The sequence below is a fragment of the Enterovibrio paralichthyis genome, from assembly GCF_019209835.1.
Lineage (GTDB): Bacteria > Pseudomonadota > Gammaproteobacteria > Enterobacterales > Vibrionaceae > Enterovibrio > Enterovibrio paralichthyis.
Window position 1 is genome coordinate 24,607 of record NZ_JAHUTS010000006.1, and the last position, 23,077, is coordinate 47,683.

Here is a 23,077-nt window from a genome sequence, read left to right on the forward strand (position 1 = left end):
AGACAGAAATGACGTCCTACGATCTATATCGATACATGAAGTATCAATTTGACAGTAAGTGGTATCGTCAATCATCGAAAAAGGGAAAAGTTCTCATGAAAAAGATTGTTTTTGGCTCATTCGCCATTTTGGTGAGCTTGTCTTCGCAGAACGTTCTGGCTACAACGCAGGAAGAGTTGGGAAATATCGGGTCTTATGTGGATTCCGTGCTCCACCCCAATATGACCAATACAACCAACACCACGGGTAATACCTACAAAACCCACCAGCCCCCTTCCGTGACTCAAGCAGGCAATGCATTGCACTATCTGGCATTCTCTGAATATGTGTACAAAAGTTGGGGTGCTCCACGCGGTTGGCAACTAACAGAAAGCGTGCACGACAGCAGTACCGGATTTCATGCTGCGGTCTTCACCAATGGCAGTAACGCTGTTATCGCCTTTCGCGGCAGCGAGCTGGGTACCTCTGACTGGGTGACCAACGGCATTATGGCTTCTGGTCAGGTGCCACCGCAGTACCGCTTTGCCATTTCAGAATCCGCGCGTCTGGCAAACAAATACCGTCAATATTCCATTCACTACACAGGCCACAGTCTGGGTGGTGGACTGGCAACCGTCGCCGCCATTCGCACCGGTAAGCCAGCCACGGTATTCGACGCATCCGGTGTCGGTGATGCTGTGCTAAATGAAATCAAACAGGCAATGCGCAGCGCAGGGTTGTCAGACAACCAATGGGTGAGCAATGCCGGTGGCATTACCAACTTCAATCTGGAAGGAGAGTTTGTATCCGATGGTGACGGCCAGCAGGATGCCGATGTGATTGGTGTGGATTCAAAACAGTATGGCGACATTTTCTACCTTTCTGCTTCGCGCTTTACGCCACTGTTTTTCCTCGATACTGGCTTAACCCGCCATTTCACGACGCCCATTAAAGAGGAACTGCAGTTCCTGTCGCAACCGGTTTACCGGAGTGATTACAACGATCTCACCAGTATTGATAACGACATTGATAGCTTCAGGGCGCTGTTTTATATCGACTGGACTGACGACACCCTGGATTTGATGGCATGGCAAGCAGAATACGCCATTAACTCCTTCCCCAGCTTGCTGGAGGATTTGTAACGATCCCGATGAAGTTGGCGAGGGATTAAAAAAGCCCTCAACCGTTAAGGTTGAGGGCTTTTTCTTTTCGATATTCGATGCGCCATTTGACAATCAGGCTAGGGGGAACCTTAAAGTCAGGCAGCGCGCGCCACAAACGCTTTAGTTCGCGCGTTTTGCGGGTTACCGAAAATCTGCGACGGCGGGCCCTGTTCCACAATCACGCCGCCTTCCATAAAGATCACCTTGTCAGCAATCTCACGGGCAAACTGCATTTCGTGGGTCACCACAATCATGGTCTGCTTTTGCGCAGCCAGCTGTTTCATTACCGACAGCACTTCATCAACCCATTCAGGGTCAAGTGCCGATGTCGGCTCATCAAACAGGATCACTTCACCTTTGCAAGCCATGGCACGCGCAATACCAACGCGCTGCTGCTGACCGCCGGAAAGCTGCGCCGGGTATTTGTCCAGATGCGCTTCCATACCCACACTGACCAGCAATCTCCGTGCGGTTGTCAGCGCTTGAACGCGGGGCTCTTTCCAGACAGTGATCAGGGATTCAGCCACGTTTTCCAGGGCGGTTTTATTCGCAAACAAGGCATAACTTTGAAATACAAAGCTGCTTTGTTTACGCAACTGGTGGATCTCACGTTTGGATACGTTGTTCGCACTCACGCGCACATCGCCAATCTGGATCTCGCCACCGCTCGGCGTTTCGAGGAAGTTCAGGCATCGCAGCAGGGTCGATTTACCGGTGCCCGATGGGCCGATAATTGCCACGATTTCGCCCTGTTTAACATCAAGGTCAATGTGCTTTAGCACCTCGACCTCGCCAAAGCGCTTGCTCAAATTTCTCACTTCAATCATCGTGCATACGCCTTGTTCATTCTCTTTTCCATCACCGACTGAACCTGGGTGAATGCCACCACCACCAGCCAGTAAATCAGCGCAACCGCCAGGAAGGCTTCAAAGAATTTAAAGCTGGATGACGCTTCCATTTGCGCCTTCGCCATGATTTCCGCCACGCCCAACGTAAATGCCAGCGACGTACTTTTGATCATGTCGATGAAATAGTTCATCAGTGATGGCGTTGCTACGCGCGCTGCCTGAGGCAGCACAATGCGTCGCATCGCCTGAAGCTCTGTCATGCCGACACTGAGGCTCGCTTCCATCTGGTTTTTGTCGATACCGAGGATCGCACCGCGGATACTCTCAGCCATGTAGGCCGAGAAATGGAGCGACAAACCCACCACCGCAGCGGTGAATGCATCCATGCCGACAAACGCCGGGAAGACTTGTGGCAAGCCGTAATAAAGTAAAAAGAGTTGAACCAGCAGTGGTGTACCCCGGAAAAACGAGATATACACGGCAACAACTGTATCCAGCACTTTCACCTTGAACACCCTGACCAGTGCCAAAAACACTGACAACACGAGCGCTGCCACAAAGCCAATCAGTGACATTTCCAGAGTTATTCCCAGATACTTCACCAGTATCGGGAACAACTCCAGCATGTAGTGAAAATCAAAACCGTTCATTCACGCCGCTCTTACTGCGTAATGTCAGCGTCAAACCACTTCTGGGAAATCGCGCTGAGGGTGCCGTCAGCTTTCATTTCAGTCAGAGCGTTATCCACTTTGGTTTTCAGTGCCAGCTGTTCTGGCGTATTCAAAAACGGCATTGCGTTTTCGATGGTTTCAAACGGTTCGCCTGCCAGTTGCAGCGGCAGACCGGATTTCTGGATCAGTTGCGCGGAAGATACGCGGTCCATGACGAATGCATCGGTACGACCCAGCGCCACATCCTGCTCAAAGCCTGAGTCATAAGTGATGATGTTGATGTCACCGGCTTTGTCATAGTTGCGCAGCAGTTGTTCGAAGTTGCTGCCAAGGTTAACCGCAACTTTCTTGCCTTTCAGATCGTCGATACCTTCGATATCGTCACGCCCTTTTCGTACCACAACCTGTGCGCCGTCTACCACGTAAGGCACAGAAAATGCGTATTTGGCTTTGCGCGCATCAGTGATGGTGATCTGGTTGCTGATGGTGTCGATGTGACCCGCTTCCAGCATGCCAAACAGACCGGAGAAGTTTGAAGTAACAAACTCCACATTGAAGTCGGCGCGCTTACCAATTTCATTCCACACATCAATTTCGAAGCCTTGCAGCTCATCCATTTTCACAAAAGTGAACGGGAAATAGCGGCCAGACATACCGACTTTAACGTCTTCCTGTGCCAGTGAAGCGGTAGAGGTGACGCTGGCAGCCAGTGCAATTGTCGCTACCAGTAATTTTTTCATTGAACGCATTGTTACTACTCCATGATCGTTATCTCGACATCGCCACAAACTGCATAAACACAGACGCTGGTGGGCGCTTCTCTTTATGGCGCTCAATGTAACGCAGTTGTTTTTTTGGGATAAATAACAAATCGTTCTATGTAATACTCTGCAAATGAGAGCAAATTTAGAGAGATTAGCCGCACTGTTTAAAATTTGTTCGTTTTTTATCCTGTCAGATACTCCCTCAAAAAAAGATCCGAAAAGATAAAAATAAATCACCCCCTATCGCTCCCCGCCCGTTTATAGCCAAAAACCAGTTAACAAAGGACGGGAACATGAAACGCAATCAAATCACATTGGCAATCATCGCTTCGCTGACCCTAATGGTAGGATGCTCGGAATCCAACACGGCGGAAAGTGCCAAAACAAACCGCACTGAAACAGCGGTGATCGAACCGCAGATCACCCCAGCCGTTGTTGAAGAAACGGTAGTGCCTGTAATGCAAATGGAAAAAATGGGCAGAGTCGCCCTGTCGCGTGCTTTGGGCGATCAGGTGTTTGTCTCCATGCCGATGCCTTATCCCCGGGAGCATTATCAACCTGAGAACCGCGACAGCTACCTCGATACGCCCAGCAACGGCATTCATTTAGTGACAACGTCACCTTTGTCGACCTTTTCTGTCGATGTCGATACCGGCAGCTACGCCAATGTGCGCAGTTACCTCAAGATGGGGAACAAGCCACCGCCGGACGCGATCCGTGAAGAAGCCTTCATCAACTACTTTGATTACAGCTACCCCACACCAGTGACCAAAGTGCAGCCTTTTTCCGTCAGCACTGAGCTTGCCCCTGCGCCATGGAACGAAAGCCGCCAGCTACTGCGCATTGCATTGAAAGGCTACGACATTCCGGTCAACGAGCGAAAACCGTCGAACCTGGTGTTTCTGGTCGATGTATCAGGCTCAATGAGCGATCCCAACAAATTGCCCCTGCTGGTACAAAGCCTGTCCCTGATGGTGAAAAACCTCACCGCCGATGACAAAGTCAGTCTGGTCACGTATGCAGGGCAATCCTCCGTGGTGCTGGAGCCCACGAAAGGCGACGACGCGCAGACCATTCTAGCAGCACTAAAAAGCCTGCAGGCTGGCGGCGGCACCTATGGTGAAAGCGGGATCAAACTGGCTTACCAGCAGGCACAGAAGGGCTTTATCAAGGAGGGGGTTAACCGGGTGATCCTCGCGACAGATGGCGACTTTAATGTGGGTGTGACCGATTTGGATGCGCTGAAAAATCTGGTTGAGCAGGAGCGGGAAAAAGGCATCTCCCTGACCACATTGGGTGTTGGCCGGGGCAATTACAACGACGGCATGATGGAGCAACTGGCAAACATTGGTGATGGCAACCACGCCTACATCGATACCCTCCATGAAGCGCAAAAGGTACTGTTGCGCCAGATGAGCGGCACCCTGCAAAGCATCGCGGAAGATGTAAAAATCCAGGTCGAATTCAACCCGGATACCGTCAAGGAATACCGCTTGATTGGCTACCAAAACCGTCAGTTGCGCGATGAAGACTTTAACAATGACAAGGTAGATGCCGGAGAAATCGGTGCCGGACACACCGTCACCGCCCTTTACGAGATCACTCTGGCGGGCGAACAGGGTCAAATCGATGACCTGCGCTACCAGCCAACCAAGGAGGCTTCCGCGGGATTTGGCAGTGAACTGGCGCAGGTAAAAGTACGATACAAACTGCCTGGCAGTGAACAAAGCAAACTGACCACGCAATTGGTCAAAGCCAACGCGGGCGCGACAGAATTTAAAACAGCCAGCAGCGATTTTCAGTTTGCTACCGCTGTTGCCGCCTTTGCGCAGAAACTCAAAGACAATCACTACGTGGATGGTTTAGCCTACAGTCAAATTGCTGATATTGCGCGGGATAACCGCGGAAACGACCCTTACAACTATCGCGGCGAATTTATTAGCCTGGTGGAAATCGCGCAGAATCTTTGATGAGCCATCTTTAAAATATATCCATGGATAACCAAACCGACGAAACATTGATGGTGCAATTCAGCAAAGGCGACCAGCGCGCCTTTGCTGCCCTGTATCAGCGCCATAAAAACCCGCTTTACCGCTACTTTGTGCGGCAATTGGGCGCAGCCAACCATGCCCGCGCGGAGGAGTTGTATCAGGATGTCTGGTACCGGGTCGTCGATAAACGGGAAAATTATCAGCCGACGGCGAAGTTCACGACATGGCTTTACCATATTGCCCACAATTTGGTGATTGACGAACACCGTAAAATGGTCTCGTCCAACGCCTATATCCAGTCGCTGGATGACGATCACAGTGACCATCCTGATTGGGACGGCGACAAGAAAACCGCTATTAAACACTGCATGGGACTGCTTGCGCCTTTGCAACGCGAGGCGTTTTTGCTGCGCCATGAAGCCGGTTTCGAACCCACCCAGATTTGTGACATTGTCGGCGCTAAAGCTGAAGCGGTGAAAACCCGGTTGCGCTACGCCATGGATCAGCTTCGCCAGTGCCTGACGAAAAAACTTGGAGAGAGAGAATGACAGCGCCATTCAAAGATGAAGACATCGTCGCGCTGTACAAGGAAAGCGCGACAGAATCGCCCAGTGCCGAACTGGATAACACCATACTGGATTACGCCAAGCAGCAATCACGCCGAAAACGCCAATGGTGGCGATATGTCGGGCTTGCTGCCACTGTGGGCTTTGTGGCCTTGCTTGCACCGTGGAAATGGGCCGATAAAACCCTGCAAACACCTGCGGAGATAGAGCTTCGAAGTGCACCTGCGATGATTCAATCCGATGCTGCACCAAAGCGCCAGGTCGGGGAAATGCAGTCCTTCGAATTACACGCAGAGGATAGCAACGAGATGATGCGCTTTGACCGGGTCAGCCCGGAGGCGGCCAAATCAATGGCAGAGGATAAAGCGCTACCGGTCAACAATCCGTTTGCCGATGTGGAGGCACTGCTCGCCAAAGGCGAAACAGCCGAAGCGAGAGCGCTGCTCAAGCAGAAACTGGATGCAGAGCCTGCACTGAAAGCGCAGTTGCCAATGCACCTCAAACAGCTGCTTGAGAGCAAAGAATAGTCTGCAGCAACTCATACTCGGTCTTACACATCCACTGGTTAGTCACGACGAGATCACACAATCGGTCTGCTTAAACCGAAATTCGGGATGGGACAGAAACGAGTTGGAGGGCGTGCACGCAAGTGTCTACTTCGGATAAATTCTGGTTGGGGAAAGCGAAGTAGACGGCTTTGATGTTCGAAAACATTGGCTGCTAACGCAGCCAAAAGATGGCTATTGCCTATTGACCGGAGAAGGGCTCATATTTGTTATACGCCCAGTCACAGGTTTCAATGGATGATGTTATCAACAGGCCTGTTAATTCAGGACTTCAAACTTACAAGCTAAACATTCATTCCCTTCGACGTACTCAGAGAACCAATACTGTGAGTCATTCACCTCACGGTAAGTCGCAAGACTATATTGCTGAGAGAATCGGTACTTCAATATGATAAGCCTGCGGCACTTAGGCGGCCATTCCGCTTTATCTAAAATGACATTTCTATTAGTCAGTTCTGACTTTAAAATCTCGTTCAAAAACACGCTTTCGAACATTTAAGTTGTCCTCATGGCATATAACGTTGCAATAACGGGCGCTTACCAAACCTCCCAAAACCGCTTTAATCCTTTGTATTCACAATACTTTGAAAAACTGCCGCGTTGACAAAGCGTCCCTCGTTCATTGCCTTGTTATAGGGAATTTCTCAGAGATAATCGACCGAGCTAAAGTCTGAAACATACCCGTAGATCCTATATCCATCTTCAGTAACAGAGCCTGCCACATGGACATTTTTTAGAGCATTCAGAACTAGTGAACGTTGAGGTTCGCCATCCACTTTGATTTCAACCCACTCAATATCTGAATAATTGTCGTCTGCAAAATGATAGCACCAGTCACCGTCCCAATTTGACTGATAGCCAGTTGAGAGAATTTTGACTTTCCACTGAGGACTAGCTGTGCCTAAACAAGACATTGCCTTTCGAAGTTCTCGCCATTTGGTGTTGTTCATAACTGATATCATGAAAACTGACTTACCTATAACGCCCGGCTCACCGAGCAAATTTCTGATGGCGGCTTTTTTGCCACGTAAAAAAGGTGACAGCGAAAATTTGTCCGTTACAGCCACTTGTTATGGCTGGACTTTGCCCATACCTACCCATTGCACTTTAAATGCTTGTTCTTTTTTTACGTGATCAGTTACCAAAACGCCAATGGCAATTACAAATTGGTCTCCCGAGTTGAAACCATTAAAGTCCTTAAACCGCGGTACCAACGTAGCATTATTAAGTGTGTACTTCGTTACGCCAGGCTCCCAATACGCTGTAAATTGATGCTCATTATCGATTATGAGTTGAATTGCGTTTGGTTCATTTGATTCTTGCCCTGGGATAGCCGGAAATTTATAACCTGAAGCATCTAGCTCAACTTCAATAGCTGGTTTTATTGCGTAGTATTCGCCCACTTGACCTTCGGCCAACCCCATTTGGATATGCTGTTCATCAACTGTAATTACTTGCATTCCTTCCGCACTCGCAGTGACTGAGGCAATACCAAACAAATATGCTAGAAATTTCTTCATGACTCTCCTTTTGGGCCATAACGATCAGCATCAGCGGCGGCGCAGTCGTCCGCTGCATGCTGTTGTTAGGCCGCTGTCTATGCTCATACTCATTTCATTGAAGCCACGACCGAAACAAGCGTCCCGCCTTCGCACGCGGACGTGGAAGGACTGCACCACCGCCACCAGTAGGCGAAAGACTCTGATTCAGTCCCAGTGCCGTACAGTAGAGCAAACACCCGTTGAAGAAGAATAGAGCCCAATCAAGCCACCCGGCATCCTTCGCCACGATCACATTCAGCACGGCGATGGCCTGAGAGAAAATGAACGCGGTTATCTTGGGCTTAAGCCCAATGAAGTTGTGAAGGGCGGTGGACACCGCCACGACCATTGCGGTAGCGGTCGCGACACTCGCAATGCTCGTAGGAGAGAAGAATGATTCAGTCATGGCATGATTCCTCGGTTGGGCGCGGTAGTGTGGACGAACGCTGCAAGGATCTGTCTAGCTAACGCTATCGTCGCGTCGTCTCCAGCGGTTTTACTCCAGAGACGTCTAGACCTCTCATAGGCGTGGGGGTGAGTATCCTCGAGTTCTTGCGGATGAAAGAGTTCAATAAGCAGCGCCAGATGAAAGAACATGTGGGGAGCAGCTACGTGCATGGAACGAATAATAGGGTCCTCGTGATGTGCGCATTCGTGCTGCAAATAGGTAGGTAATGTGGCGCGGTACAACTCGAGGCCAAGGGCGTCGGCAGAGAACTCGACCTCGTGAGACGTCTTGAAGGTCTTTCCGTGGCCGAGTACGTGGCCAAGTTCGTGTGCGAGCACCCACGATTCAAGCATCTCCGTCAGTGCCAGTGCTGCCTTCAAATGCGGAGCCGATCCAAGCTGCAGAGGACTCCGATGCTGGTCCGTGAAGATTGCTTCTAAGTTGTTAGTGAACTCAGTGCGAGCGAATCGTTCATCGAATACCGGCCCCACACGCTCGTCACCGAAACGGAACGAGCATGCACCGATAAAGAGAACGGCCGTTCTGTAGAGGAAGAGTGCGAGGCCGCGATGGAGAAGGACCAGGTGCCCGGAGCCCGTGGGCAAGTAAGCAGCATTAAACGAAGCTCGCGGGACTTCGCCGACGTACCGGTCTTATGGGGACAGACACTATAAGAAAAGCACAAATCTGTCATTTTCATCATTCCAAAATCCTGCTCTAACTCTCGGTAATCTAAGCTGAAATCATTTCGCTGCCACGCTACTTTCAAATCATTGTGAATCTTCATACATGACGGCAGACATAATGACGAAAGCGCGTTCATCCCTTATCTCTATTGACGCCACGCCTTATTATCATTGCGTGTCACGCTGTGTGCGTCGTTCTTTTCTTTGTGGTGTTGATGAATCAGCGGGAAAGAGTTTTGAGCATCGCCGCGGATGGATTGAGAAGCGGATGTTGGCGCTATCCCAGGCTTTCTGCGTTGATGTGTGTGCGTACGCCATTATGAGCAATCACTACCACGTTGTGCTGCACATCAATACCGACAAAGCGAATGCACTATCGCCTTTGGAAGTTGCAGAGCGGTGGTTGGCGTTTCATCAAGGGCCAACTTTAATCCAACGTTGGTTGCAAGGTAGTGAACTGTCAGACGCTGAAACAGCCCGTTGCCTTGAAATAGTGGAATGCTGGCGTGGACGCTTAACCTCCATCAGTTGGTTTATGCGGCTCCTTAATCAGCATATTGCAGTGGAAGCCAATCGGGAAGATGGGTGCACCGGGCACTTTTGGGAGGGGCGGTTTAAAAGCCAGGCGTTATTGGACGAAAAGGCGTTGGCTGCTGCGATGGCCTACGTTGATTTGAATCCCGTTCGTGCCGCTATCGCAGAGACGCCAGAACAATCAGAACACACTTCCGTCAAAGCTCGAATCGAAGCACTTAGGAAAGAACAAGCAACTGCGCCTTTTCTGTTTCCTTTTGTTGGCAACCCAAGAAAAGAGATGCCTGCTGGACTGCCATTCCGGCTGATGGATTACCTGGAGTTGGTTGAATGGACTGGGCGGCAACTTCGCGATGACAAATCCGGCCATATTGATAATGCTTTGCCGCCTCTACTTGAACGATTAGGTTTGGAACCAGACAGTTGGCTTGATACCTGCACACGTATTGAGCGTGGAAATATCATTGGCACTTAAACGGCGATTCAAGCCGCCCTTCCTCATCTTAAACGACATCGGATATCTGGGCTGCGATTGCCCGACCACTAATTCAAACCCGCTAGCTAACTCAAAAACATGATCAGACGGACGTCTGAGCTTTGTGCTTTCTGCAATTCGCAAACTGACCGTCGTATTCCCCTTCATCACTGAAAAATAAACTCAATTTAATAGTTTGGCGGGCTGTAAACACCCGTTGAGGTATCTTCAAACTCTCCTGTTTTTGAAGTGCCTGTCCCATGTTTGATGGACGACTTTGTTTTTAGGGAGCATTGGCTGCTGCCGCAGCCAAAAGAAGGCTATCGCCTATTGACCGGAGAAGGGCTCATATGTGTTAGATTTTAGATCTCGAATCTATGCAAATACCTCGCAAAGACCCAACCAGTTTTATACTCTCCCGTGTCATCACACAAGTACTCAACCAGCACCCACCGTTTTGACTTTTCTATAAGCTTTACAGTTTTTCCGTTTTCGAGTTCATCGAGTATATCTGAATTAATTGTTGGTTCATTCCTAACATGTAGGATTGTAGCTACAACAAAACGATAATTCTTGAGGTCAGTTAAGTCGTACTCTTTCCGCGCCTCATTCACAATTAACTTAGGAGCTACCCTAGAGTTTGTATCACTAAATAGCTGTGACCAATCTTCGTAAAGTGGCATAGATAAATTGCAAAATACTCCAATCCAATAACTAAAAATGAGCCCAATGATCAGCTGCATTGAAGGCGGTTGATTATTGTACCAGTCTAAAATGCTACTGCTGCTCTCAAGTGCAGGAGCAGTGCTAAATTGAGTAACAGCGTCCTCGATGGCATCCGCATTGATTTCAAAGCCAATTTCAGCATTAGAGCTATCCAAAATTCCAGCTAAGTCCTGCTGTAATATGGAGCCTGACATTTCTCTTACTGCTTGGATAGCTGCGGAGTCATTTGCAACAAACATACGAGAAATCGAACTAGCTGCGATCAACGATGCAGCTTCTTGCATCGCAAACGATTTCAAATAGCCTCTTGCTTGCTTTAGAGCTGAAGACTCATAAAGCGACATTTGCTTTGCCACTTCACTCGCTTGCTTTAGAGCCGAAGACTCATAAAGCGACATTTGCTTTGCCACTTCACTCGCTTGCTTTAGAGCCGAAGACTCATAAAGCGACATTTGCTTTGCCACTTCGCTCGCTTGCTTTAGAGCCGAAGACTCGTAAAGCGACATTTGCTTTGCCACTTCACTCGCTTGCTTTAGAGCCGAAGACTCATAAAGCGACATTTGCTTTGCCACTTCGCTCGCTTGCTTTAGAGCCGAAGACTCATAAAGCGACATTTGCTTTGCCACTTCACTCGCTTGCTTTAGAGCCGAAGACTCATAAAGCGACATTTGCTTGGCCACTTCGCTCGCTTGCTTTAGAGCCGAAGACTCATAAAGCGACATTTGCTTTGCTACTTCACTCGCTTTAGTCAACGCTGACAATTCCTGTGAGGGCATCTGCTTTACCATATTATCAAAACTTAGTGCCTCAATCGTTTTTGAACTTTTACTACTTTCAGTCACTTTTTCACCAATAAACAGATGAACTCAAATAAAAATCTAACAATTTATTAGATCCCAAAGTGGGGTAATTAAACACCCCACTTTGGGATTTTTTGCGCATCCGCCGGACACCTTGACTTAGCATAAGCACATGTTTTTAATAGAGTATCATCATATATCCCAAAATCACGAACGAGAAATTACGACAAAGTGGGGTATTTCTACATACCTCACGACTGGCATTAGAAAATCTATAGAAAACTCTCGAGTTGAGACAGATAACGTTAGCTTTAGCTAGCAAGAAAAGGGGCATAAACGTGCCATAGCAGGTCGACCTGACACGAGTTGGGGCTGAGTCAACCCCATCCTAATCTTCCCCTTGAAAAAGGGAAGGGACTAAAAGCTGGAGGCGTATTTTGGAATGGGCAGAAGCAAGATAGCGGGGTCTGTCAGGTCTGATTAAATTGTGGTTTGCGAACTGACAGCTTGAGTCATGACTCATGCAAATAATCCGATACTTCAGTGAGTTGTTGGATCAGCTCCCTTGCTTCAATCTTGCACTCTGTCCACTATGCACCGCCTGACTCTGCAATCATGAGCTGTCTATATATCCGGCAGACCATCTTAAAAAGAACACAAATTGCCCCTGACATTCCCGCCTAGTCTTCCCTTGTTGTACACACATAAACAGCAAGGAGAAATGCCAATGAAACCAACCCTGCCAATAACTGCCTTGGCGATGCTACTCACCGCTCCAACACCAGCCCTGGCCCAGGATCCTTACCTGACGTCAAACACTGTCGTGGTGGATGCATATATTTCCGGTGACGAGCTGACAGAAACCAATACCGGCGCGATCAAAGTCGTCGAATACAATGAGACCGAAATCAACTATAACTTCGCCTTTGACACCACGTCTCATATGTTCACCGCCCCAACCAGCGGTTTGTACAACATTGATGCCCGCTATGCACAGCGTACCTGTGGTTTCAAATATCTCCTGCGCATCGGTATTTCATTGCCCAATGCCTTGCCCCCCGGCAGCAACGCATCCATTGGCCCGGTGACTTTTGCCAACAATGATACCGGTTGTTCGATTCCCGGCGTCGCCGCCGTCAACAGCATTATGTCTTTGGAACAAGGCGAAACCATTTTCATTCAGGGACGTTACCAGCGCGCACCTTATGACGTCTCTCCCTAGAACTACCAAAACCGTTATCAGAACCGGCTGGTTATCACCTTCCTCGGTTGCAACCTTTGCGGCTCACCGTTTGCCAGTTAATGACAGGCAACAAAAAAGGTCTGGCACTCGCCAGACCTTTTGGGGTTAAGCCATTACGGCTTCGGTGTTAGAAGCTGTCGTCATCAAAGCCACCAAAATCACCGGAATCACCGCCGCCATCACCGCCACCAAAACGGTTTGGATCATCGTCAGGATCGACATTGGCAAAGCTTGAGCCATCATCAAAGCCATTGTCGTTATCAAACCCTGCGTTACCGTCATCAAAGCCGGTATTCTGGTTCCAACCACCGCCTGTGTAATCCTGGGTGTAGCTGTCTGTCCCTTGCAGGAAGCTGCCGTTGTCACCGTTCGCCATGTCCTGTGAAGGATCTTGATCTGGCTGCATACCGTCCTGCTGGGCGTTGGGATCTTCAACAATGTTGTTATTGGTGATGTCCTCAACCACGGTTTCCCCGCGATCACCGCCAAAGAACATATGGCTCAAGGCACTGCCTGCCACCATACCTGCTGCCACACCCGCCGCGGTTTGCATAAAGCCGCCGAAGGCACTTGGACGGTAAGCCGGTTGTGGCGGTTGCGGTGGCTGTCTGTCACCGCCAAACATACGGCTGATGCTGCCGCGCTGTGATTCCTGACGGTAAAAGTCAGCATTGCGTTGCAGATAATCGTTACGCTCTTTCATCTCTTTGAGCGCCACTTCCTGCGCCAGAGCAACCTGGGTCAGTTTATAGACGATATCCTGTTGGCTGGCGATGCGGGAGGCAATCAGGTTTTCTGCAGCCGCATCTTTATTGCCGCTGGTGTTGTTGGCCAATTTGTCGGCGAGCTTTTCAATCAGCTCTTGCTCTTGTGGTGTCATGACTCTTCCTCCCTTTGTGGTGCAAAGGCTCTTTGTGTTTTGGATGGCAACATACGCCCAAATTCAGCGGACGGTAAGTGGCTAATCTAAGATTGCAAAAATATCTCATTTCACAACCACCACCCGTCCCTTTGATGTTCAAAGCATGGCAGTTCCCGTACACGCCGCCTGTTCAATATTGAGCCAGACACCCCGCTTGTTCTCATTGCTGTCATATAGCAGCCACCGAAACTTCACGTTTGTTAAGACAAAGTGTCAATTTTCCCTCCCACACTGGTTTTCGCCCTGAACATAACCCATAGGAAGAGAGCAATGAGCAAGGAAACGTTTGACGCTACCCGACGTAACCACAGCGGCAACAAACCTTTTGATGAGGTGTTGGAAGCGAACCTTTCACGACGCAGTGTGCTGAAAGGCGGTGTGGGTATTGGCGCGCTGACTGCCGTCAGTTCACTTGGCCTTTCCGGCTGTTTTTATCCCAACGTCTCCAAAGCCAAACTGAATTTTGAGTCTATTCCCGGTTCACTGACCGACGCCGTCGCCGTGTCTCCCGGCTACAATGCGCAAGTCCTCGCCCCCTGGGGAACGCCTCTGACTTCACAGGGCGCGACCTGGCTGGATGATGGCTCAAATACCGGGGATGACCAACTGAATGCGGTAGGTATGCACCATGACGGCATGCATTTCTTTCCGCTGAATGACAGCAATGACGACGGGCTGTTGTGCATCAACCACGAATACATTGACCAGAACGCCCTGCATCCGAATGGCGATACCATTGAAGATGGGCTGCGTCCTATCGTGGATGAAGTGCGCAAAGAAATTAATGCGCACGGTGTGAGCGTGGTGCGCATCCGTTTGGAAGATAACGTGTGGACAGTGGTCGACAGCGACCCACTCAACCGCCGTTATACCGGCGCGACAGAAATGGATATCTCAGGCCCGCTGGCGTACTCACCCTTGCTGGTCACCAAATATTCGCCGGAAGGTAATACGACACGCGGCACGCTGAACAACTGCGGCAACGGCTACACGCCATGGGGCACCTACCTGACTTGTGAAGAAAACTGGCCGGGTTATTTTGTGAATCGTGGTGAATTGACCGACGATCAGACCCGCATCGGTATTTCAACCCGTTCCACCCGCTACCGCTGGGATACGCTGGCAGGCAACGCGCAGGAAATCGACGATGAATTCGCCCGCTTTGATATTACCCCTTCTGGCAGTTCAGCCGATGAAGATTACCGCAATGAAGCCAACGGCTATGGCTATATCGTCGAAATCGACCCTTACACTGAAGCGTCCCGCGCCCGCAAACGCACCGCACTGGGTCGGTTCCGCCATGAAGGCTGTGTGTTCGGCAATGTGGAGCACGGAAAGCCCATCGTCTTTTACTCCGGCCATGACTCGCGTTTTGAATACATCTACAAATTTGTATCGACCGCACGCTGGCACAAACGTGATGCGCACCGGTTTGACCGCCTTTCCGTCGGCGACAAATACATGGATGAAGGTACGCTCTACGTCGCCCGTTTCAACGACGATGGCACAGGCACCTGGCTGCCACTGACGCTGAGCAGCACGACCCAAGATGGCGGTACTCTGGCAGATCACTTCCCTTCGCTAGATGCCATTATTCTCAACACAGCCGGTGCTGCCGACCTTCTTGGTGCTACCCCGATGGATCGCCCGGAATGGGGTGCTGTGGATCCATTCTCCGGCTCTGTTTATATGACGCTGACCAATAATACCCGCCGCACGCAAGGAAACTCTGCCAACCCAAGGGTTAACAACAAGTTTGGACATATCATCCGCTGGGACGAAGGCCGACGCGCCACTGACTTCACTTGGGACATCTTTGTGTTTGGCTCCCCGGCTGACGGCGATGCTGATACCAACCGCTCAGGCCTGACGGAATTTAACCAGTTCGCTAGCCCGGATGGACTGTCGTTCGATAAACGCGGGATCCTGTGGGTGCAGACCGACAACGGCGCAGATGAAGTGGAAGAATACACCAACGACCAAATGCTGGCGGTGGTGCCTTCACCCATCATGGATGACAGGTTCAACCAACTGCCGATCACAGAAGAAAACCAGGGTGAGCTTCGCCGCTTCTTCGTTGGCCCCAACGGGTGTGAAGTGACTGGCTTTGCGATCAGCCCTGACTACCGCACTGTGTTCGTCAACATCCAGCACCCGGGCAACTGGCCTTACTCAAATGACGCCACAGAGCAAACGCCGTCAGGCATGGATATCAGACCCCGCGCGGCAACGGTGGCAATCCGCCGCAATGACGGTGGGCCAATTGGTACTTAAACCTTCCCCAAATGCAAAAGGGACGCCGCCGCGTCCCTTTTCATCTTCCCCGCACTGTTACCACTGGGTTTCGCCTTTGTGTACCTGCGCGCCCAGTTCCAGCGTAAAGGTCGCACCCAGTTCCGGGTAGTAAGCGGCCATTGTATCAATCACGCCTTTGCTGTCTTTGCTTTTGGCTTTGGCATCGGCAAAGCGCTCAATCCAGGTCGCGGTGTAAGCAATGGTGGAAGGGTCGAGTTTCCCTTCGGTTTTCATGTGCCCCGGGATCACTCGCTCAGGATTTAACGCCTGCATTTCCTTCAGTTGATCCAGCCATGCCGCCACTTCCGCATCGGTTTGGGTGTCAGCCATCCAGACATGCATGCCTTCCACAATGCCTACGTTACCCAGAACCGTTTTTTCAGACGGGATCCAAAGGTAAGGGCGGCGAGCCAACACACCATCGGTGCCTTTGATCTCGATAACGGTGTCATCCACCTTCAGTTCATCGCCTTTATACACATCAGGCACACGAGGCTGCTTCGGCGCATTGTTGCCCATTTTCGGGCCCCAAAAGCTGATCTTGGTTTCCAGCTTTTTGACGATAGCGTCACGCACTGCCTGTGTCGTCAGCACGTTGGCATGCGGGAAGATCTCAAGCAGTTGCGAGGCACCGAAGTAGTAATCTGGATCTGCCTGGCTGATAAAAATGGTTTTCAGCTCTTTGCCGGAGTCCAGTACTTTAGCTGCAATTTGCAGTGCATCCGCACGGGTGAAACCGGTGTCGATCACCATCACTTCCTTCTCACCGGCCACCACGGTGGAGGTCACGTTGAAGCTGTTGTCATCACCGTAATACACATCGAATGTCAGCGGTGTGCTGTCAGCCAATACGGGAGCGGAAAGAGCGAGAGAGAGTGAGAGAGCAATTGCTGTTTTCATTGTTTTACTTCCTGTTCAATTGGGCTTGGGGGGAAGCATAGCGATTGGATATGCTCCGAAATAGCGCCTATCCTTTGCATCATTATTTCTTAAATCGAGCAGGTTAAAGATGAACTTATGGACAAGTTGACTGCCGCAAAGGTGCTGTTGGATGTGGCACAAACCGAGAGTTTCACCGCCACCGCTGACCGGCTGGAGATGTCCCGTCCCATGGTGACGCGCTATGTCGAGGCGATGGAAAACTGGCTGGGTGCCCGGCTTTTAAACCGCACCACGCGGAAGGTTTCCCTTACCAATATGGGCAAACAGGTACTGCCGGACATGCAGCGTTGGGTCGAACAGGCATTGCATCTGGAAGAGAGCCTGATGCCAGGCGAGGCGCTGAGCGGGTTTATCCGCGTCAGCACCAGTATGTCGTTTGGCTTTTCCCAGCTTATGCCCGCCCTGCACGAATTCAGGCAACGCCACCCCGGTGTGATCATTGATATTGATTCGCAGGACAGAGCCGTAGATTTGGTGACGGAGCGCGTTGACCTTGCCATCAGAACCGCCAGCAATCCTGATCCGTCACTGATTGGCCGACCGCTTGCGCCTTGCGAGTCTATGCTGGTTGCCTCACCGACCTATCTGGCATCAAGAGCGCCGATCAATACACCAGACGATCTCAGGGAACATGCATGCCTGGGTTACAAAAACTTCGGACGTCACGAGTGGCATTTCACCAAAGGCCATGAAAAACAAAGTATTGAGGTGAACTGCCCTATCACCGGCAATGAAGCCACCGTGCTGCTTCACGGCTCATTGGCGGGAATGGGGATTTCAATGCAGCCAACTTATCTGGTCGAAGAGTGGGTCAAAAAAGGCAAGCTGGAAGTGGTGCTACCGCAATGGCAATTGAATACCCTGACTATCTATTTGCTTTATGCATCCCGCAAACACCTTTCACGGCCGGTTCGCGCATTGATTGATTTTCTGGTCGGGTATTTTGACGGGAAGTTTTAAATAGCAAGGGCAAACCCTCCCCTCGAAAAGGAGAGGGCAAATAGACTCTTACTTATAAGCGCCCGCCGCGTAGTGCAGCTCATACGAATGGCTGTAGATTTCGAGGATGTTTCCGAACGGATCTTCCATGTAAATCATGCGGTAAGGTTTCTCGCCTGGGTAATAGAAACGTGGCGCTTTCATGCGCTTTTTCCCACCAGCCGCGACGATTTTCTCTGCCAGCCCCTCGACATCCGGATCCTGCACACAGAAATGGAAGATACCGGTTTTCCAGTATTCGAAGTTGTTTTCAGGGTTTTCCTGGTTCTTGAACTCGAACAGTTCCACGCCAATGCGATCGCCCGTTGAAAGGTGCGCGATGCGAAAACGCTCCCAGCCTTCGCCGAACACATCCGTACACATCTCACCAATGGCGGAGTCATCTTCAACGATTTCCGTCGGCTCCATGATCAGGTACCAGCCCAGCACTTCGGTGTAGAACTTTACGGCCGCTTCAAGATCCGGCACTGAAATGCCGATGTGGGAAAAGGTACGTGGGTAAGGCTGTTGCATCTGAAAATTCCTCATTATTGTCTTGATGCGGCCAGTGTAGGGAGGACGCTTCACAATGAAAAATTATCGATTATTATCTGATTAATAATTTTCTGTTATCCAAGAAACCTTATGCTGAACCCAAAATGGTTGGAAACATTCTCTACGCTGGTTGATACCGGCAGCTTTACCCGCACAGCTGAGCGGCTTTATATGACCCAACCCGGCGTAAGCCAGCACGTAAAGAAACTGGAAGAAGCATTGGGCGAAACCCTGATCTTCCGCGAAGGGAAGCAGTTTGAACTCACCCGTGCAGGCGTCATGCTCAAAGCGTTTATTGCCGAGCAGGAAAAACTGCAAGCCCGGTTTCTTGAAAGAATGCGCAACGACGATCCTCATCAGGGCAACCTTCGCCTCGCTTGCTCCGGCGCGATGGCTATCAAGCTCTATCCACAATTACTGGCACTTCAGACGCAGCATCCCGGTTTATCGGTTCACCTCGAAGCCGCGCCCGCAGAGCGGATCCGCCAGATGTTGATGGAGAACCAGACAGACATTGGCATCACGACCCAGAAATTTGACCAGCCGGCCATTGAAGAAACCTTGCTTGGACAAGAGGCGCTGTGTGTTGTTGTACCGGCCAAAGCCAATATTTCCGGCGATGATTTTGAAGCACTTTCCGCCTTAGGCTTTATTCATCACCCCGATGGCAAACACTATGCTGATCTGGTGTTAGGACAAAATTTCCCAAATCACTACAAAGGTATTGAGGCGTTGGCGCACCGCGGTTATGTCAACCAGCTCACCCAGATCTTACTGCCCGTCGCAAAGGGATTAGGATTTACCGTGTTGCCGGAAAGCGTGGTGAACCGCTTTGAAGAAAGGGACAGCCTTAAGTCGCTGGAGCTCAATGCCCCAGTTTCACAATCACTGTATCTTTCGCGTAAAAAACACCGCGAACTGCCAAAACGCTATGAAGCCGCGATGGATATTGTTCATGATGCCATGCACTAAAAAGGGAGCCTAAGCTCCCCTTGCAACCATATCGCTGGTCGTAATTAGAACGAATAACCCACTGCCAGCATAAACACCCATGGGTCAATATCCACTTTGGTGCTTTGGTCAGCGCCATTGAACTTGTAGGTGGCGTCGGTGCTGATATCTGCATACCAAACAGAGCCGCTGACGAACCAGTTCTCTTCCAGCATGTAATCCAGACCGGCATTGGCAGCCAGACCCCAGGAGTCATCAAGGTTAAGGTCGGTCAATCCAGCGCCTTGTGCCTTGCTGTTAAAACCTTCATCAAAGAAAACGGTGTAGTTGATACCTGCACCCACAAATGGACGCAACGTGCTTTCTTTAGTGCCGAAGTAGTATTGCAGCATGACCGTTGGCGGCAAGTGCTTGGTCTCTGCAATGTCTCCTAAGCCAAGCAGTGGCGTAGAAATGTTGTGGGAAAATGGAGAGGCTGCCAGCAGTTCTACGCTGACATTGTCCGTCAGCATGTAGCCGACCGTCAGGCCAAGCTGGGTATCCGAGTTCACGTGCAGCTCTTCATCAGAACCTAGAATTTTGTCGCTGCTGTCATTGGGTGAAACACTGGCAATACCCGCACGGACAAGAATGTCACCCTCTTGATGGGCAATAGCAGGCGAAGAAAGCGCAGCCATCATGGCAAGCAGGGTCATTGTTTTTTTCATCATTGTTTCCTTACATTTTCGGGCTTCGTTACTGGGTGTTTTTTGAACACCGCCGCAATCTAGCACACGAAATCCCGCCTAAATTGATGGAAATCAATTTGAAAATGATTTGTTAACGCGAATTAACTTTGCTGAATCACCGATCACCTTTTCATCCATTGTGGCAATAACCACATATTGATCGACACCTTGATTTGTCCAAAAGAAAAGGCAGTAAAGGCGAGTGACAATACGAAAGATTCCCGTTTAAAAATCGTATGCACCAGAAGGAATATAAAGGTGTAACTCGTCTACATCACCCCGCATATGCACTCGATTTACTCTCCTCCTTCCCGTTATAAACCCAGTTTCTTATTGCCTCTTCACAACGCAGGATTTGTTTCCTGCAAGGTCACAATTTGACCATACCTTATTTGTGGCATTTCAAATTCAACTTACTCTCATAGTGAGAATAAAGTCAGTCAGCAATTCAAAAAATGCTTCGGCAATGTATCGAAGTCTGGATATGCGAGGTTCACCATGAACTCAGGACTACTGAAGAAATACACGCTTGTCTTGTCTGTCACCCTGTTGACCCTGCTTCTGCTGCTCTTACCCCAAACGGTGAACGCAGACCCAAAACCCTTGGTGATGAAGCCTTTTAACCAACTCAGTGAACAGAGCAAACAATGCGCTGCCTGTCACAAGGATAAAAACCCCTCAATCTATGCCCAATGGGGACGTTCCAAGCACTATGGTGCCAATGTCGGTTGCTATGAGTGCCATCAGGCCTCGCCAGAAGATGCCGATGCTATCTCCCACGAAGGCTTTGATATCGCGGTCATTGTTTCACCCAAAGACTGTGGAAATTGCCATTCGCAGGAAGTGAAAGAATTCGATGCTAGCCATCACGCCAAAGCGGGGCAGATCATCGGCTCCCTCGATAACTTCCTTGCAGAGGTGGTCGAAGGATCGCTGATGTTAAATGGTGCCTCCCCTGCCGCTGTAAACGGCTGCTGGCAGTGCCATGGCTCAGAAGTAAAAGTGCTGGAGAACGGCGATCTTGACCCGGCAACCTGGCCGAATACCGGTATTGGCCGGATCAATCCCGATGGCTCTATCGGTGCTTGCAGTGCCTGCCACCAACGCCACGAGTTTGACATGGTACAAGCACGCCGCCCTGAAGCCTGTGGTAAATGTCACCTCGGCCCTGACCATCCGCAAAAAGAGATTTATGAAGAATCCAAACATGGCATCAACTTCTTTGCCCATGTGGATCAAATGAATCTTGGCTCTGCCAAATGGATTGTTGGCGAAGACTATGACGCAGCCCCAACTTGTGCCACTTGCCATATGTCAGCGACCCGTGAATTGCCCGTTACCCATGATGTCGGTAACCGCATTTCCTGGACGTTGCGCCCTGCGGTATCAGAAAAAATTGATGCCAAAGACAAAGCCATGGGCAAAGAAACCAAATCCTGGGAAGCACGCCGTGCCGACATGCAAAACGTTTGTGAGTCCTGTCATACCAAGTCGATGGTTGATAATTTTTATATCCAGTTTGATTCGCTGGTAGAACTCTATAACGACAAGTTTGCCCGTCCCGGCCGGGATCTGATGGCTGTGCTCAAGCAAGAAAACATGCTGACAGAAACCGGGTTTGACGAAGAGATCGAGTGGACATGGTTCTACCTCTGGCACCACGAAGGCCGCCGCGCCCGCCATGGTGCAGCAATGCAGGCTCCGGATTATGTGCAGTGGCATGGCCTGTATGAAGTGGCCGAACGCTTCTACATCGAAATGGTTCCCCAGTTCATTGAAGTGGTGGAAGTGGCTGAGCAAAACGGCAATCACGAAGGCGCTGAACGTGCCCGCGCTGTATTGACTGAAGTGCTGGCGCGTCCTGAGCACGCCTGGTTCAGCGGCAACGAGCCGGAAGAAGTGAAACGCGCGCGTAAAGAAGCACAGGAAGCCTTCAAAGCCCGCTACCTGAACCAAAACAACTGATAGCCATGATGTTCCCGCCTGTGCGTTTTAAGGGCGGGATATCTGAGGAGGAAACATGGGTGAACCGCATGCTCCCGAGCCACGGCTATCGAAAACCCAGCGTCTCTGGCGCTGGTTAAAGAAGCCATTGTTGCTCGGTATTCCTATCGGTGTGTTCGTTCTGTTACTTGGGATCGCCGGTTTTCAGGGTGTGATGGTGGCATCGAACCAAAACGCGTTTTGTTTTAGCTGTCATCTGAAGATGGACACCATTGTTCAGGAGTATCAGGCATCGCCGCATTACGTAAGCGAAGACGAAGTTCACGCAACCTGCGCCGACTGCCATGTGCCCCATGAATTTGTCGATAAGATGAAAGTCAAAATCGTCGCGACCGCAGACATTTACTACATGCTGATCGGCAAAATCACCAAGGAGAACTTTGAACAGGAAAGACCGCGGCTGGCTGGCATTGTCTGGGAGGAAATGATAGCCACAGATTCCGCCAACTGCCGTCATTGCCACACGGGCGAGAACTTTGATCTGGCATCGCAGCCCCAGCGCGCGCGCCTGAACCACCAGCAAATGGAGGCACGGGGAGAAACCTGTATCGACTGTCACACAGGCATTGCGCATAAACGTATTACCGTGGAGTAACAGCGCAACGTCAACAATTTGGCCGCCAATCTGGCGGCCTTTTTCTTCGGTTCAATTCAGCTCACCGCAGGTATCTTGGTGAGAATGACAGAACCAAGCCTCCCTG

21 protein-coding genes and 1 pseudogene are annotated in these 23,077 nt (G+C 50.4%); 11 read left to right on the forward strand and 11 right to left on the reverse strand.

Annotated elements, in window-relative coordinates:
* Positions 1–95 precede the first annotated feature (95 nt).
* Complete coding sequence (locus KU854_RS09130) at positions 96–1,121, forward strand: Tle-like phospholipase domain-containing protein (protein WP_218358178.1); 1,026 nt, start codon at positions 96–98, stop codon at positions 1,119–1,121.
* Between the two features lie 116 nt (positions 1,122–1,237).
* On the opposite strand, the gene KU854_RS09135 is transcribed toward KU854_RS09130, so the two are convergent.
* Genes KU854_RS09135 through KU854_RS09145 form a run of 3 tightly spaced genes read right to left on the reverse strand, consistent with a single transcriptional unit; the run spans position 1,238 to position 3,410 of the window.
* Positions 1,238–1,969 (reverse strand): amino acid ABC transporter ATP-binding protein, encoded by a 732-nt coding sequence (locus KU854_RS09135; protein WP_218358180.1) that lies wholly within the window; start codon positions 1,967–1,969, stop codon positions 1,238–1,240.
* Positions 1,966–2,640, reverse strand: a complete 675-nt coding sequence (locus KU854_RS09140) for an amino acid ABC transporter permease (RefSeq protein ID WP_218358182.1) — start codon at positions 2,638–2,640, stop codon at positions 1,966–1,968. Before KU854_RS09140 ends, KU854_RS09135 begins: the two co-directional genes overlap by 4 nt.
* 11 nt (positions 2,641–2,651) lie before the next feature.
* Entirely contained in the window at positions 2,652–3,410 is a 759-nt protein-coding gene (locus tag KU854_RS09145) for an amino acid ABC transporter substrate-binding protein (protein WP_054779626.1), read from the reverse strand.
* Positions 3,411–3,718: 308 nt separating this feature from the next.
* On the opposite strand from KU854_RS09145, the gene KU854_RS09150 reads away from it, so the two are divergent.
* The 3 genes from KU854_RS09150 to KU854_RS09160 are packed head-to-tail and all read left to right on the forward strand — an operon-like array spanning position 3,719 to position 6,509.
* The gene (locus KU854_RS09150) at positions 3,719–5,395 is read left to right on the forward strand and encodes a vWA domain-containing protein (protein ID WP_218358184.1); all 1,677 of its coding nucleotides are present in this window, start codon (positions 3,719–3,721) and stop codon (positions 5,393–5,395) included.
* Between the two features lie 23 nt (positions 5,396–5,418).
* The gene (locus KU854_RS09155; protein WP_218358186.1) at positions 5,419–5,964 is read left to right on the forward strand and encodes a sigma-70 family RNA polymerase sigma factor; all 546 of its coding nucleotides are present in this window, start codon (positions 5,419–5,421) and stop codon (positions 5,962–5,964) included.
* Entirely contained in the window at positions 5,961–6,509 is a 549-nt protein-coding gene (locus KU854_RS09160; protein ID WP_218358188.1) for a hypothetical protein, read from the forward strand. The genes KU854_RS09155 and KU854_RS09160 overlap by 4 nt, the downstream gene beginning before the upstream one ends.
* Before the next feature lie 683 nt (positions 6,510–7,192).
* Here the strand turns inward: KU854_RS09160 and KU854_RS09165 are convergent.
* The 3 genes from KU854_RS09165 to KU854_RS09175 all read right to left on the reverse strand — a co-directional run bounded on the left by KU854_RS09165 (position 7,193) and on the right by KU854_RS09175 (position 8,495).
* Positions 7,193–7,498, reverse strand: a complete 306-nt coding sequence (locus tag KU854_RS09165; protein ID WP_218358190.1) for a DUF6678 family protein — start codon at positions 7,496–7,498, stop codon at positions 7,193–7,195.
* 120 nt (positions 7,499–7,618) lie between these two features.
* Positions 7,619–8,068 (reverse strand): hypothetical protein, encoded by a 450-nt coding sequence (locus KU854_RS09170; RefSeq protein ID WP_218358192.1) that lies wholly within the window; start codon positions 8,066–8,068, stop codon positions 7,619–7,621.
* Positions 8,069–8,162: 94 nt separating this feature from the next.
* Positions 8,163–8,495: a hypothetical protein gene (locus KU854_RS09175; RefSeq protein WP_218358194.1), complete on the reverse strand. Its 333-nt coding sequence runs from the start codon at positions 8,493–8,495 to the stop codon at positions 8,163–8,165.
* A gap of 846 nt (positions 8,496–9,341) precedes the next feature.
* On the opposite strand from KU854_RS09175, the pseudogene KU854_RS09180 reads away from it, so the two are divergent.
* Positions 9,342–10,304 (forward strand): annotated as a pseudogene (locus KU854_RS09180) (transposase).
* 290 nt (positions 10,305–10,594) lie between these two features.
* Here the strand turns inward: KU854_RS09180 and KU854_RS25045 are convergent.
* Complete coding sequence (locus KU854_RS25045) at positions 10,595–11,800, reverse strand: SH3 domain-containing protein (RefSeq protein WP_218358196.1); 1,206 nt, start codon at positions 11,798–11,800, stop codon at positions 10,595–10,597.
* A 685-nt stretch (positions 11,801–12,485) separates the two neighbouring features.
* Between KU854_RS25045 and KU854_RS09190 the strand changes: the two genes are divergently transcribed.
* Entirely contained in the window at positions 12,486–12,980 is a 495-nt protein-coding gene (locus KU854_RS09190) for a hypothetical protein (RefSeq protein WP_255555491.1), read from the forward strand.
* 148 nt (positions 12,981–13,128) lie between these two features.
* Here KU854_RS09190 and KU854_RS09195 read toward each other — a convergent pair whose 3' ends face one another.
* A complete protein-coding gene (locus KU854_RS09195) occupies positions 13,129–13,881 on the reverse strand; it encodes a DUF2076 domain-containing protein (RefSeq protein ID WP_218358198.1) in 753 nt (250 codons plus the stop codon).
* 312 nt (positions 13,882–14,193) lie between these two features.
* Between KU854_RS09195 and KU854_RS09200 the strand changes: the two genes are divergently transcribed.
* A complete protein-coding gene (locus tag KU854_RS09200; protein ID WP_218358200.1) occupies positions 14,194–16,197 on the forward strand; it encodes a PhoX family protein in 2,004 nt (667 codons plus the stop codon).
* Positions 16,198–16,254: 57 nt separating this feature from the next.
* Here the strand turns inward: KU854_RS09200 and KU854_RS09205 are convergent, their stop codons facing one another.
* Positions 16,255–17,118 (reverse strand): MBL fold metallo-hydrolase, encoded by an 864-nt coding sequence (locus tag KU854_RS09205; protein ID WP_218358202.1) that lies wholly within the window; start codon positions 17,116–17,118, stop codon positions 16,255–16,257.
* 117 nt (positions 17,119–17,235) lie between these two features.
* Between KU854_RS09205 and KU854_RS09210 the strand changes: the two genes are divergently transcribed.
* Positions 17,236–18,120, forward strand: a complete 885-nt coding sequence (locus KU854_RS09210) for a LysR family transcriptional regulator (RefSeq protein WP_218358204.1) — start codon at positions 17,236–17,238, stop codon at positions 18,118–18,120.
* A 48-nt stretch (positions 18,121–18,168) separates the two neighbouring features.
* Here the strand turns inward: KU854_RS09210 and KU854_RS09215 are convergent, their stop codons facing one another.
* Positions 18,169–18,672 (reverse strand): lactoylglutathione lyase family protein, encoded by a 504-nt coding sequence (locus tag KU854_RS09215; protein ID WP_054779617.1) that lies wholly within the window; start codon positions 18,670–18,672, stop codon positions 18,169–18,171.
* Between the two features lie 111 nt (positions 18,673–18,783).
* On the opposite strand from KU854_RS09215, the gene KU854_RS09220 reads away from it, so the two are divergent.
* Complete coding sequence (locus KU854_RS09220) at positions 18,784–19,665, forward strand: LysR family transcriptional regulator (RefSeq protein WP_218358206.1); 882 nt, start codon at positions 18,784–18,786, stop codon at positions 19,663–19,665.
* Positions 19,666–19,709: 44 nt separating this feature from the next.
* Here the strand turns inward: KU854_RS09220 and ompW are convergent, their stop codons facing one another.
* Complete coding sequence (gene ompW, locus KU854_RS09225) at positions 19,710–20,351, reverse strand: outer membrane protein OmpW (RefSeq protein WP_218358208.1); 642 nt, start codon at positions 20,349–20,351, stop codon at positions 19,710–19,712.
* Positions 20,352–20,870: 519 nt separating this feature from the next.
* On the opposite strand from ompW, the gene KU854_RS09230 reads away from it, so the two are divergent.
* On the forward strand, positions 20,871–22,337 hold the full coding sequence (locus KU854_RS09230) for a multiheme c-type cytochrome (RefSeq protein ID WP_255555492.1): 1,467 nt from the start codon (positions 20,871–20,873) through the stop codon (positions 22,335–22,337).
* Positions 22,338–22,392: 55 nt separating this feature from the next.
* Positions 22,393–22,971: a NapC/NirT family cytochrome c gene (locus KU854_RS09235; protein ID WP_218358209.1), complete on the forward strand. Its 579-nt coding sequence runs from the start codon at positions 22,393–22,395 to the stop codon at positions 22,969–22,971.
* Positions 22,972–23,077 lie beyond the last annotated feature (106 nt).